This window comes from Streptomyces sp. NPDC102441, assembly GCF_044765585.1.
GTDB lineage: Bacteria > Actinomycetota > Actinomycetes > Streptomycetales > Streptomycetaceae > Streptomyces.
Genome location: NZ_JBIWKH010000024.1, coordinates 94225 through 105736 on the forward strand (window position 1 = coordinate 94225; position 11512 = coordinate 105736).

11 protein-coding genes and 1 pseudogene are annotated in these 11512 nt (G+C 67.2%); 7 read left to right on the forward strand and 5 right to left on the reverse strand.

Going from position 1 to position 11512, the window contains the following annotated elements; genetic code table 11:
* Nucleotides 1–11: 11 nt before the first annotated feature.
* Complete coding sequence (locus ACIREO_RS37390) at nt 12–623, reverse strand: TetR/AcrR family transcriptional regulator (protein ID WP_404118887.1); 612 nt, start codon at nt 621–623, stop codon at nt 12–14.
* Nucleotides 624–811: 188 nt separating this feature from the next.
* On the opposite strand from ACIREO_RS37390, the gene ACIREO_RS37395 reads away from it, so the two are divergent.
* From ACIREO_RS37395 to ACIREO_RS37415, 5 genes are all read left to right on the forward strand, one after another.
* On the forward strand, nt 812–1501 hold the full coding sequence (locus ACIREO_RS37395; protein ID WP_404118889.1) for a TetR/AcrR family transcriptional regulator: 690 nt from the start codon (nt 812–814) through the stop codon (nt 1499–1501).
* A gap of 321 nt (nt 1502–1822) precedes the next feature.
* The gene (locus ACIREO_RS37400; RefSeq protein WP_404118892.1) at nt 1823–2749 is read left to right on the forward strand and encodes an SDR family NAD(P)-dependent oxidoreductase; all 927 of its coding nucleotides are present in this window, start codon (nt 1823–1825) and stop codon (nt 2747–2749) included.
* A 356-nt stretch (nt 2750–3105) separates the two neighbouring features.
* Nucleotides 3106–3837 (forward strand): HpcH/HpaI aldolase/citrate lyase family protein, encoded by a 732-nt coding sequence (locus ACIREO_RS37405; protein ID WP_404118895.1) that lies wholly within the window; start codon nt 3106–3108, stop codon nt 3835–3837.
* Nucleotides 3837–4781, forward strand: coding sequence for a cyclase family protein (locus tag ACIREO_RS37410; protein ID WP_404118897.1), 945 nt, complete (start codon nt 3837–3839; stop codon nt 4779–4781). Before ACIREO_RS37405 ends, ACIREO_RS37410 begins: the two co-directional genes overlap by 1 nt.
* A 471-nt stretch (nt 4782–5252) precedes the next feature.
* Complete coding sequence (locus tag ACIREO_RS37415) at nt 5253–6323, forward strand: hypothetical protein (RefSeq protein WP_404118899.1); 1071 nt, start codon at nt 5253–5255, stop codon at nt 6321–6323.
* Nucleotides 6324–6700: 377 nt separating this feature from the next.
* Here ACIREO_RS37415 and ACIREO_RS37420 read toward each other — a convergent pair whose 3' ends face one another.
* Nucleotides 6701–7141 (reverse strand): patatin-like phospholipase family protein, encoded by a 441-nt coding sequence (locus tag ACIREO_RS37420; RefSeq protein ID WP_404118901.1) that lies wholly within the window; start codon nt 7139–7141, stop codon nt 6701–6703.
* Between the two features lie 168 nt (nt 7142–7309).
* On the opposite strand from ACIREO_RS37420, the pseudogene ACIREO_RS37425 reads away from it, so the two are divergent.
* Nucleotides 7310–7417, forward strand: a pseudogene (locus tag ACIREO_RS37425) (transposase); the annotation flags it as partial.
* 57 nt (nt 7418–7474) lie between these two features.
* Here the strand turns inward: ACIREO_RS37425 and ACIREO_RS37430 are convergent.
* From ACIREO_RS37430 to ACIREO_RS37440, 3 genes are all read right to left on the reverse strand, one after another.
* Nucleotides 7475–8806 (reverse strand): amidohydrolase family protein, encoded by a 1332-nt coding sequence (locus ACIREO_RS37430; protein WP_404118903.1) that lies wholly within the window; start codon nt 8804–8806, stop codon nt 7475–7477.
* A gap of 131 nt (nt 8807–8937) precedes the next feature.
* Entirely contained in the window at nt 8938–9564 is a 627-nt protein-coding gene (locus ACIREO_RS37435; protein ID WP_404118905.1) for a TetR/AcrR family transcriptional regulator, read from the reverse strand.
* 52 nt (nt 9565–9616) lie between these two features.
* Nucleotides 9617–10459 carry an oxaloacetate decarboxylase gene (locus ACIREO_RS37440; RefSeq protein WP_404118908.1) on the reverse strand — a complete coding sequence of 281 codons (843 nt, stop codon included), beginning with the start codon at nt 10457–10459 and terminating at the stop codon, nt 9617–9619.
* 275 nt (nt 10460–10734) lie between these two features.
* Between ACIREO_RS37440 and ACIREO_RS37445 the strand changes: the two genes are divergently transcribed.
* The gene (locus ACIREO_RS37445; protein ID WP_404118910.1) at nt 10735–10911 is read left to right on the forward strand and encodes a hypothetical protein; all 177 of its coding nucleotides are present in this window, start codon (nt 10735–10737) and stop codon (nt 10909–10911) included.
* Nucleotides 10912–11512: the final 601 nt, after the last annotated feature.

Sequence of the window (11512 nt, forward strand, 5' to 3'; positions counted from 1 at the left end):
CCGGCCTCAGGTCACGCGGTGGCCGGCTGTGCCACGAGGGCCGGCAGGAGAACCAAGTCGACGACGCTTTCCATCAGTTCCTGTGTGGCCGGGGTCCCATGGAGGATGGTCTGTGCAAGCCACGGACCGAGCAGTACCTGGTCCGCCAGACCGATGACCGGGTTCCCGGCCGCGATCTCCCCTCTGTCCACCGCACGGTCGAGCAGTTGGGACAGGTCACGCAGGATCGGATGGATCAAGATCTCACGGACGACCTCCATGAGGCTCCTGTCCTGGACGATGGCGGCCGGAACCGATGTGAAGGTGTCCCTGACCGGGTCGTCGACCACCAGATACTGAGCCGCGCCCATCAAGTCACCGCGCAGACTGCCCGTGTCGATCTGCGACAGGTCACGCTTGCCCTCATCGGTGAGGGCCTTCCACGCCGACATCACCAGCCGCGGCTTGCTCTCCCACTGCCGATAGAGAGTGGCCGTGCTGCATTTCGCCCGCTGCGCGACCGAGGCCATGGTCACGCGGTCGTAGCCGACCTCGCCGACCAGCTCGGCCGTCACCTGCAGCAGCTCACGCTCTCGCTCCGGAGTGAGTTTACGGCGGCGCGATGCGGTCGGTGCCTCGGTCATGACTGCTCCTGATCGGTTCTGGCTGACGACAGAACTGTAGCCACCCCGCAAAGCGAAAAGCAAGTTTTCGAAACTAAGGTTTTCGCTGAGTGTTCGTCACAACGCTCAGCGGTGACCGCGCCCCGGACCGGCGGCGGCAGCACACAAGCGGAGAAGCCCTACCGCTTGCGTGGCGTAAAATACGCAGCATGCCCCCGACCTCAGGCGACACTTCGGCGAGCCCCGCGCGGCCCGCACGTCCACTGCGGCCGGACGCCGAGCGAAACCGCCGGATCATCCTGCAAGCAGCAGTCGAGGTATTCACCGAGCGCGGTCTCGAAGCAGGCCTTGACGACATCGCTCGCCACGCAGGCGTCGGAGTGGGCACGGTCTACCGGCGCTTCCCCAAGAAGGAAGCCCTTATCGAGGCACTTTTCTGCGAACGCATGGAAGCGCTCGTACCCCTCGCCGAACGGTGTCTCACCGAGCAGGACTCGTGGACGGGGCTCTTCTCGTTCTTCGAACGGCTGGGCGAGACCCTGATGAACGACCGAGGCCTGCGGCAGGTGCTCATGTCCGCCGCTTACGGTGGGGACGGTGTCGCCTACGCCCGGAATCGACTCGGCCCCGTCGTGCGCGCCCTGTTCGAGCGGGCACTCGCGGACGGGAAACTTCGGGACGACGTCGAGGCCACGGACTGGCCGTGCATCGAGTTCATGCTCAACGCCGTCGTCGAGTACTCCCGAAGCGTACGACCCGAGCTCTGGCGTCGCTACCTGACCATTCTGTTCGACGGACTGCGGCCGCAGCGCGATACCACGACGCCGCTGCAAGAGCCTCCTTTGACCACCGCAGAGATGGAAGAGGCCGCGAGGCTGCCGCTGCCGCAGCGGCTATGACCGCCTGACACGGCCGGCACCGTGCGTCCGTACGCGTCGAGTCACGCGTCCAGTTGTACGCGAACGAGCGTGTCGAGTCGCTGCCATGCGGCCCGGAAGCGACGGCGATCGAAGCCCCCGGCGGCGCTCCAACCCGCCACGAGCGTGCGGGAGGGCACCACCGCATACACAGCTCAAACAGGTCACCAACTCGCCAACGCTTCGGCGGGTGGATGGTCACGCCAGCCCCTCACCAGCACATCCGGAGACGTCTCTCCGTTTCAGTGTTACGGTCAGACACAAGCGGAGGTGGCCCTCCGCCTGACTGAAAGGTGATGAGCGATGATCGGCGACCTACAGGGAAAAGTGGCCTTCATCACCGGTTCTGCCGGCGGGATCGGGCTCGGAATGGCTCGTGCGTTCGCCGAGGCCGGGATGAAGATCGCTATGGCTGACGTGGACGCGGAGGCTCTGGAGCAGGCCGCTTCGGACCTTGAGGCTTCCGGAGCAACGGTTCTCGCTGTGCCGCTGGACGTGACCGACCCGGCGGGCTGGGCCGCGGCGGCCGAGAAGGTCCAAGCGGCACTGGGCCCGGTGCAGTTGCTGTGCAACAACGCCGGCGTCAGCACTCTTGGTCTGAAGTTCGGGCAGATCACGCCGGAGCTGTGGACCAAGGTCGTCGACACCAATGTCAACGGCGCGTTCAACGGCATCCGTTGTTTCCTGGAGCCGATGGTGGCCGCCGGGGGTGGCCATATCGTCAACACGGCATCCATGGGCGGACTGTTCGGCGGTATCCCGGATCTGACGGCCTACACGGCGACCAAATTCGCCCTCGTCGGGCTGTCCGAGTCGTTGCGGGCCGAGCTGGCCGTCGATGGCCTGGTCGGCGTCAGCGTCGTGTGCCCCGGAGGGGTCCGGTCCCGGCTGTGGCGGACTTCCCTGCGCGCTCGCGGCGTGGCGGACGCCGATGCGGTACCGAGCAGCGCCGGCGGCCAGTCGGCGTCGCCCGACGGCATGGATCCGTACGAGGTCGGCCTGCGCACCGTCGACGCCGTGCACAACAACGAGCTCTATGTGATCACCCATCCGGAATTCCGGGCGGCGATCGTGTACCGCCATGACCAGCTCATGGCCGCGTGCGACCACGGCGAAGCCGTAGGCGCGGAGCTCCACCCGAATCCTGACGAGAACGGGACCGCCCGGCTGGACGGCACTCTCCTTGTGGAGACTCTCACGGGCGGGAACCCGAAGCCCCCGGCGCTGTGACCTGGGCGGGTCGCCATCGTGGACGCGGCCTCCACGAGACGGGAAACAGCCGGGAGTTGTCACCGTCGTCCCTTGGCAGGCCTGCCGAGGGTGCCCTGGGAATGCCTCGGCGACGAATCGGCTGGTGCATCAGACCCCGCGTACGGCCGCAGAGCAAGTCCTCAACTGCGCAGGGGATCAGCCCGCCCATTCCACCGGCGACAGCGAAATACCGTCGGACCGTCAGGATGATCCGTCCATGGGCCCCCGCGATTTTCGTAATGCACATTCAAAGGAGAAAGTGAATGCGAACTTGTCATCGGCGCATCAGGAACAAGCTCGAAGCGGGAGAGCGGGCGTTCGGCGTCACTGTCCAGATGCCCTCCGCCGAAGTGGTCGAGATCGCGGGATACACCGGCCATGACTTCGCGTGGATCGATGCCGAACACGGGACGATGGATCTCGGCGACATCAACACGCTGGTGCGAGCAGCCGACGCATCGGGTATCGACTCGATCGTCCGGGTACCGGACCACAACCCGTCCTTCATCCAGCGTGTTCTCGATGCCGGGGCCACCGGCATCATGGCACCCCACCTGCGGACCGCCGAGGATGCCGCGGCGATCGTGGCGGCCTCGAAGTTCGAACCGCAGGGCACCCGTGGTGCGTGCCCGGCCACGCGTGCGGTCGGTCACCTCGCCGATGACTGGACCTTCGAATACCGTCGCGCCAACAGCGACACGCTCGTGTTCGGCCTCATCGAAGATGTCGAGGGCGTCGAGAACGTGCAGGCGATCGCCAGTGTTCCCGGCTTGGACGGTCTCGTTTTCGGCCCGTTCGACCTGGCGATGGCGCTCGGACTCGAAGGCGACGTATCCCATCCCGACATCGACAAGATGCAATCCAAAGTGGTGCAAGCGACACGGGACGCCGGGATCGAGTACGTCTCCATCGCCGGCTTCGGATCCGGTGGACTGGAGCGAATGGTGGCGAGTGGATCACGGATCATCAACGTCACCGGGGACCGCGGACTGCTCTACACCGTTTTCAAATCATCACTGACCAGTACCAAGGATGGGCTCGACGCGATCACGAAGGGAGCCAAGTGATGGGCAAGCCAACCGCGGAAGAAGTCATCAGCTACTTCGACACGCTCTCGAACTGGGGGCGCTGGGGCGACGACGACCGGCTCGGAACGCTGAACCACATCACGCCGAGCATTCGCAAGGGCGCGGCAGCGCTGGTGGAGACCGGGAACGTCGTCTCCCTGTCCCGTGACATCGATCCCCGCAATGCCGATCCGCTCAAGAGCGGGCTCAGCGTCGTTCAGCGTTATATGGCGCTCGGCGAGGCCAAGCATCACATGGGCGATACCGTCCGGTTCGACGGCAACTCCGAATACGTCGGCATCGTCGGCCACGGCTCCCACACCCACCTCGACGGACTGGCCCACTACACGTGGGACGGGAAGAACTACAACGGGTACGACGCCGATGAGACGGACTCGATCGGCGGGGCCCAGAAGCTGTCGATCCACCACGCCAGCGACGGGATCATCACGCGCGGTGTACTCCTCGACATCGCCGCGCTGCACGGCGTGCAGTCACTCGAACCCGGCCACGCGATCATGCCGGACGAGCTGACGGCCGCCGAGGAACGCCAGGGAGTGACGGTCCGCGCCGGCGACGCGTTGATCTTCCACACCGGGCACGTCGCGCGTGCGCTCCAGGACAGGAGCCGCGAGATAGGAAGCCCCCAGGCGGGCCTGCACGCCGCTTGTCTCCCCTACCTGCGCGAGCGGGACATCGCCGTCCTCGGCAGCGACTGCATCCAGGACGTCCAGCCGTCCGGCTTCGACACGTTCGACCTCTTCAGGCCGATCCACGTCGTCTCACTCGTGGCCATGGGCCTCTGGCTGATCGACAACATGGAACTCACCGAACTCGCCGGCACGTGCGCCGCTGAGAACCGCTGGGAGTTCCTGTTCACGATGCTCCCGTGGCGCTTCGTCGGCGTCACGGCCAGCGCCACGAACCCGGTCGCCGTTCTCTGACGAGGCATCCTCCGCGGCCCGGGCAGAATCGTCCGAGACCACCCGGGCCGCGGCCAGGCTCAGCTGTGGCCCGCGCCCCTGCACCGTAGGGCGGATGAAACCTCCTGCGTTTTCCAGGCCCCCGCTGCCCTGCGTCTTGTGGGCGCGGTCGCGAGATGCCGCTCGAAGTCGGCGGGCAGCGCGGTACGCGTCGTCCGCCGCCGAGCCGTCTGGCGATGGCCGGCCCCATACCGCCGACGCGGATGACGACACGGGTGTTGCGTGGAACGGCGTAATCATTCGAGGGAACTCCAGTTGCCCTCGATGCGGGTCCGGGCAAGGCTGATACGCCACCCACCTCTCATCTTTCTTCAATCACTAGATTGAACCGGATCCAAGGTGGAAACCATATCGCCGGACCCGTCCATGACATTTTGCATCACCGTTCAAAGCGATTGACTTAACGATTACGCGATTTACGGGAGTTCCGACATGAGCCACATCGAATCCGACCCCGACAACGGAACCGAGGCCACCTCCGGTGCCGGACTCGCCGAAGCCGACCCGCCCGTTTCTTGGAGGGCCGTTGCACAGGCCATGGTGTTTCCGCTCTTCTTTGTCCTGATGTTCAGCCTGTGCTACATCAGCGCCTTCCATCACCCGACGCCGCACAACGCGGTCGTCACCCTGGTCGGACCGCAGGCACAGACGGAGGCCACAGCCAAGAGCATCGAGGCTTCCTCCGGTGACATGTTCGACATCCGGACGAGTGAAAGCCTGGCCGGGCCGCTCAAGGCCCTTGAGGAGCGCGACCAGATCGGGGCGATCCAGCTCGGCAGGACCCTGACCGTGCACACCGCCTCGGCGGGTGGCCAGGCCACCTCCACCGTGGTGCAGCGCCTCGGACAACAGCTGGGGGACGCGAGCGGGCTCAAGGTCACCGTCAACGATCACGTCCCGCTGCCGGAGGGCGACTCCACCGGCACCGCGGCCTTCTACTTCCTCATCATCTGCACGCTCGGCGGATACCTGACGATCACGGTACTGAGCCAGGTGGCGCCGACCATGTCTGTACCGAAACAGCTGATCCCTCTCGCCGTGCTGTCGGCTCTCACCCCCTGCATCGTGCTGGCCATCGGCGGCTGGGTGATCGGCGCGTACTCAGGCACCGCGGCCGGAATCGCCGCGACGATCGCGATCGGTGCCGTCTATGCCTTCACCATCGGAGTGGTGGCCATCCTCTTCAATCTGCTCTTCAAACAGGCGGCGATCTTCTTCGTCATGACCGTGGCCGTCTTCCTCAACTTCCCCAGCTCCGGCGGAGCCATCGCCGCCCCCATGCTCCCGGCGTTCTGGTCCTTCCTCAACACATTCTGGCTCGGTGCAGGGGCCATGGATTCCGTCCACGCCGTCCTCTACTTCAATGGTGCGGGTGTCGGCCGCGGACTTCTCATCATCGGCTGCTGGCTGCTCGTCGCCATGGCGGGCATCCTCCTTTTCAAGGGGCGCGCCCGCAGGATCGCGTCGACCAAGCCCCCCACCGTCGCCGTATCCGTGGTCTGACGCCCGCTCCCGGCCGTGAGGCAACTCCCCGCCCCATTCCGGTAGGTGATCTTTCAAGATCCATGGGACCGGGACAGCCGGCGAGGGGGGCTGCACACGGCGGAGCACCCGTCACGGGCGGCGCAGACGTTCTGGGCGGGACTGCACGGTTCGATCGCCCTGAATGCGCGCTGATGGTGGACGAGGGTTCGGGGCCCTGACCGAGGAGCTGGCCGTGGGGCTGGTCGATTCCCTGGTCCCACAGTCGACGACAGACGGCCCCCACCCTCCGGCAGCCGACGGAAGCAGCGCGGAGAATCCGCTCGATCCTCACGGGTGGCACCCCCGAAGAGTGACGCCCTCCCACAGCACCCGTTCCGTCCAGGAATGTTGATGGGCTACGAGCGGACACCTTCATGGCTTCGCGGGCCCCGGCCGGCTGAGAACCAGAGAGTTGACGCCACCCACCAGCGGCCACCGCTGCCGCGCCGCGTGCTACCCCTTGTTCCACAGCGCGGCAACGACCTCTGCGGCCTCGCGTCCTTGGGCGAAACCGGCGTGGCCCGCGGGGCTCCTGCCGGCGGGGGACAGCGGGTGGTGCCGCAGGCGGCAAGAGTGGCCTCGTCAGGGGTGATGACGTCGATGAGGCCGCCGCGCTCGGCGATCGAGGCCGCGTCGGCGTCGAGCACCGGGTCGGGCATGGGAGCGATGACGAGAGTGCGGGCGTGGCCTGCCGCAAGGTCGAGGTTGGTGGAGGAACGGATGCCGCCGTCGATGTAGCGGGTATCGCCGACGGTCACAGCGGGCCAGACGCCGGGGATGGCGCAACTCGCGGACACGGTCCACCACGGGCTGGGGACACCTCTTCATGCTGGTGCACACCCCCGTCGGCGGCCATCGCCAGACGGCGGGTCTGCCTGGTCCGGGTGCCGCCACCTGGCGGGGCGGGCGGTAGCGTGATCACCGGCAGGTGAGCGACGTGGCCGCGTTCAACCACCCGCGCCGGCCGGCCGCGGAAGGACCTGCCCGAGAGGTTCGGCTCATGGAAGGGCGTCCACCACCGCCCGCGTAAATGGGCCGCTGACGGCACCTGGGAGAAGGCCTTCGCCGCCTAGGCCAGGGCGCCGACGGCTGCCCGGCCACTCCCCCGCACGGCGACGACCCCGCCGGGATCAGGCGTGGGTCGCCTCCGCCCACCCGGCGCGCAAGGCATCACGGTCGAGGGCGCGGCCGGCGAAGTAGACGGCGGCGATGCGACGGGTGCGGGTGATGTCCTGCAGCGGATCGGCGTCCAGAACCAGCAGGTCGGCGCGCTTGCCGCGCTCCAGGGTGCCGCGGTCGTCAAGACCGAGCATCCGCGCGGGGCCCTGTGTGGCAGCCTGAATGGCTTGCTGGACCGGCATCCCGGCCCGCACCATGGCTTCCAGTTCACGGTGCTCGGAGAAGCCGAAGAACTGGGTGAACACGCCCGTGTCGGCCGACAGCAAGACCCGCGCGCCGCCGTCGAGCAGAGTGCGCAGCCCGGCCTCCAGGACCGCGTAGGACTCCTTCATCGCGGAGACCATCTCGGCGGGGACGGACTCGATCACGGTGCGCATGACCGTACGGGCCGCCGCGGGGACGGTCTCGGCCAACGACGGGTCATCGAGCCAGGCGACGCCCTCCGGTACACCCCTCTGGATGCCCATCGAGGTGAAGGTGAATACGTCGTGCTCCTTGAGGAGGGCGATCAGTTCGGCGTCGGGGCCCGGCTCCCGGACCATGTGTGCGACACCGTCGACGCCTGCCCTCACGACACCCTTGGCGTCTTCGAGATCGAAGATGTGCGCGATGGCCGAGTGCCCCAACCGGTGCGCCTCGTCGATGATGGCCGCGTAGACGCTCGGCCCGAGCTTGACCTTGGAACCCGAGCGGTCGTCCACCCAGAACTTGATCACGTCGGGATTCTTCACCGACAGTTCCCGCACCACGGCCCGTGCCTCGTCGGGGGTGGTGACCTCGCGGATCACGTCCGGGGCGAAGAACGCTCCGCCGTTGTCCGATCCGGGGGTCGGTGCGGCCAGGCCGTTGCCGGCCGTCAGCAGCAGGGGAAGGCCCGGTTCGTCCAGCACGCCGGCGCGCTGTTCGTCACGGAGGGCGATCTCGGTGTCATCGCGGTCGGTACCCAGCGACTGGACGACCCCGACCCCGTAGTAGGCCAGCCTCCGCAGGTGATCCAGCACGTTGGCACGCGAGTAGTTCGCCTTCCCGGTGTCCGCTCCCACGAGGTAGCCGACGTGGGCATGGGGGTTGATGATCGTCGGCATGACGGTCTTGCCGCTCAGGTCGATCCGCTGCGCGTCGGCGGGAACGGAAACTGCCGCGGCGGGGCCGATGTCGGCGATCAGCCCGTCACGGACGAGGATGTGTGCCTCGTCGATGACGGTGGCGCCGTCGCCGATCAGCACGCGGGCGCCCTCGAAGAGCGTCGTGGGAGAAACCGCAGGGGTCTGGGAAAGTGGCATGGCGTTGTCTTTCATGGATGGGCCCTCGTCGGCCCGTCGCGTTCAGCGGCCGGGCCCGGCGCGGGCCGGTGGGATACGGGGTTGAGTAAGAGGCGGACGATCGGTGCAGGGGTACGCGGAGCCCGGCACGGTCACGGCGCGGGGTGGCCGGCCAGGCCGGTCAGAGCGACCACCGCGGCGACGAGCCCTTCCGCGTCGGTGGGCTCGCGAGCGGCCTCCCCCGCGACGCCTATCTCGCCGATTTCGCCGACGACGGCCCCGCCCAGCAGCAGGTTGAAGACCAGGCGCCCCGGGAGTGCCGAAGGCCGGCCCGCGCGCTCCGTCGCACGGCTCAGGGCGGCCGAGACTGCGAGGTATCGGCGTCCCATCAACTGGGCATGCACAGCGGCGACAACGCCGGGGATTGCGGGGGCGTCGAGGTAGAGACGTAGACCGGCCCGGCCACGACTGCCCCGCAGCACCTGAAGGTAGTCGGACAGCAACCGCAGCAGTTCGTCGTGGAGGGAACCGAGGTCGGCGTCGAGGACCTCCGGACTCGTGCCCAGAATGGTGTCCTTCAACAGTGCCTCGCGGTCTCCCCAGCGGCGGTAGAGTGCGGGTCGTCCCACGCCTGCGCGTCGGGCCACGGCCTCGAAGTTGAAGCCGCTCCAGCCCTGCTCGGCATAGAGGTCGATGGCGGTCTCCAGTACCCGGCCGCGCAGGCCCTCGTCCAGGGGTCTGCCGCTGCGTCGGTTTCCGGGAGCGGGCGTCTCATCCATGTGCAGCACCCTGCCACGCGCACCTGGAGCCCGTGGATGCCGGGCGGTGGAATCAGTCCAGCAGGCCGTACTTCCTGGCTTCCCCGCGCGCCTGCTCGATGCCGAGAAAGGCGTCGAAGGCCGGCACGAAGCTCATCGACTTCTCGATGCTCGTGGTGGAGGCTTCGCCGGCCAGCACTTCGAGCGCCGCACGCATGCCGTCGATCGCCGCAAGGTGCGAGAGCGCGTAGTAAAGGACCACGTCCGCGCCCTGGGCCGCGTGGTCGGCAGCGCTGTGCTGGGGGAAGTCCACGGCGAAGATGGGCACCCGCGCATCCGCGCGCAGCCGGGCATGGCTTTCGGCGTCCAGCACACCGGCGACGAACACCCCGTCGGCACCTGCCTCCTGATAGGCAAGCACCCGGTCCACGGTAGCGCTGGGCCCCTCGGTCTGAAAGGCGTCACTGCGCCCGATGATCATGAAGTCTTCGGAGTCGCGGCTGTCGACGGCGGCCTTGATCTTGTCGCACGCCTGCCCCACGCTCAGCAGTTCCGGGCTGGCGGTGATGTGCTTACCGAAGACGTGGTCCTCGATGTGCACCGCCGACGCCCCGGCCCGCTCCAGGACCTTCACCGACCGGGCGACGTGCAGCGGATTCCCCCAGCCGCCCTCTCCGTCCACAATCACCGGCACACCGACGACGGGCGCGAGACGGCGTACCTGATCCGCCATGTCTTCCAGCCCGATGTAGCCGATGTCCGCCACTCCGTACTTGGTGGCTCCGGTGGCGTAGCTGCCGATGTAGGCAGCCTTGAAGCCCAGATCACGGACCAGCAGGGCGGAGATTCCGTCATAGATGGAGGGAGCGATCACGGGGGAGTTCTCTTCGATCAACTGCTTGAGCGTGCGCGTCATTGCGACATCCTTCCGATCACCGCATCCCGCGGCCGGGCCCCGGTGCGGGGGCACCTACATTGCCGCAGCGGATGCAGCGGATGTGGCCAATAATGAACGACCACCGTTCGTAATGTCTAGCCTTGAACACGCACTGGAACCTACGGAGCCGCGACAGCCCCCTCCGGTCGCCGACCCTGCCGCCGCAGTGGACGGCCTCCTCGACAGTGCCACCCCGAGGGGGGAGACGCACATGGAGCAGTTCAGCTGACTGGTGGCGCCAACTCGGGCTCGGCGTGCCGTACGCAGATCGCGACGGCTTCCACGAAGCCACCGAGCAGCTCATGGACATGAACAGGCCCCGCGCGGAGCGGGACGCGGGCGCGCACTGGCTCATCGACTACATCACCAAGCTCGCAGCCCATCGCCGCCGGCGACCTCGTCGTCGTGGCGATGCCCGCCGCCAACCGTGACCCGAGGATCTTCACCGACCCCGACATCCCGGACTTCGACCGCAAGATGACCCGCCACCTGGCCTTCGGCTACGGCGTACACCAGTGTCGGCACCAACTACGCGGTGAAGAAGCTCATGGTCACCCGCTGACACCCATCGCGCCGACGGCGCCCAGAGGCGGTTCGGGCCGCCCGAGCAGCGGCACACTCCGCATTTCTGCCGCACGACGATGCCGACAGATCACGACTGGGGGCAGCACCGGCGCGAAGTACTGACCAGGAAGCGGATGCCGACCTTGAGGGCCCCGCCCCCTCTCATTGAACGATTCAAGGAGGGGAAGTCGCCCCGGGGGCTGCTCTCGACCAGGAATTTCTCGACGCTTACCTAGGGGTTTCAGGTCCTCACTCCCGATCCATTGACGAGCCGCTCCGGTCGCGCTTAACTTCCTGAGAACTCCTTTGAAACCTTTCACAGCGGCGGTGGGTTCGCTTCCGTATGACTGAGGAGCCTCAGACGCGCCGGCCCTCCCCGTTATCTTTTTCGCGGTCCTGCAATGGGGCCGCTGGCCTCCGGGCCCGGTATGACTGTGTCCCCCTGTCGAACGAATGACCTGGGGGGTG

Excerpts from the sequence above, each read along its gene's own strand:
- ACIREO_RS37430 (WP_404118903.1), bottom strand. The coding sequence starts at position 8,806 with ATGCCACTTTCCCAGACCCCTGCGGTTTCTCCCACGACGCTCTTCGAG.
- ACIREO_RS37400 (WP_404118892.1), top strand. The coding sequence starts at position 1,823 with ATGATCGGCGACCTACAGGGAAAAGTGGCCTTCATCACCGGTTCTGCC.
- ACIREO_RS37405 (WP_404118895.1), top strand. The coding sequence starts at position 3,106 with ATGCCCTCCGCCGAAGTGGTCGAGATCGCGGGATACACCGGCCATGAC.
- ACIREO_RS37410 (WP_404118897.1), top strand. The coding sequence starts at position 3,837 with ATGGGCAAGCCAACCGCGGAAGAAGTCATCAGCTACTTCGACACGCTC.
- ACIREO_RS37390 (WP_404118887.1), bottom strand. The coding sequence starts at position 623 with ATGACCGAGGCACCGACCGCATCGCGCCGCCGTAAACTCACTCCGGAG.
- ACIREO_RS37415 (WP_404118899.1), top strand. The coding sequence starts at position 5,253 with ATGAGCCACATCGAATCCGACCCCGACAACGGAACCGAGGCCACCTCC.
- ACIREO_RS37435 (WP_404118905.1), bottom strand. The coding sequence starts at position 9,564 with ATGGATGAGACGCCCGCTCCCGGAAACCGACGCAGCGGCAGACCCCTG.
- ACIREO_RS37395 (WP_404118889.1), top strand. The coding sequence starts at position 812 with ATGCCCCCGACCTCAGGCGACACTTCGGCGAGCCCCGCGCGGCCCGCA.
- ACIREO_RS37440 (WP_404118908.1), bottom strand. The coding sequence starts at position 10,459 with ATGACGCGCACGCTCAAGCAGTTGATCGAAGAGAACTCCCCCGTGATC.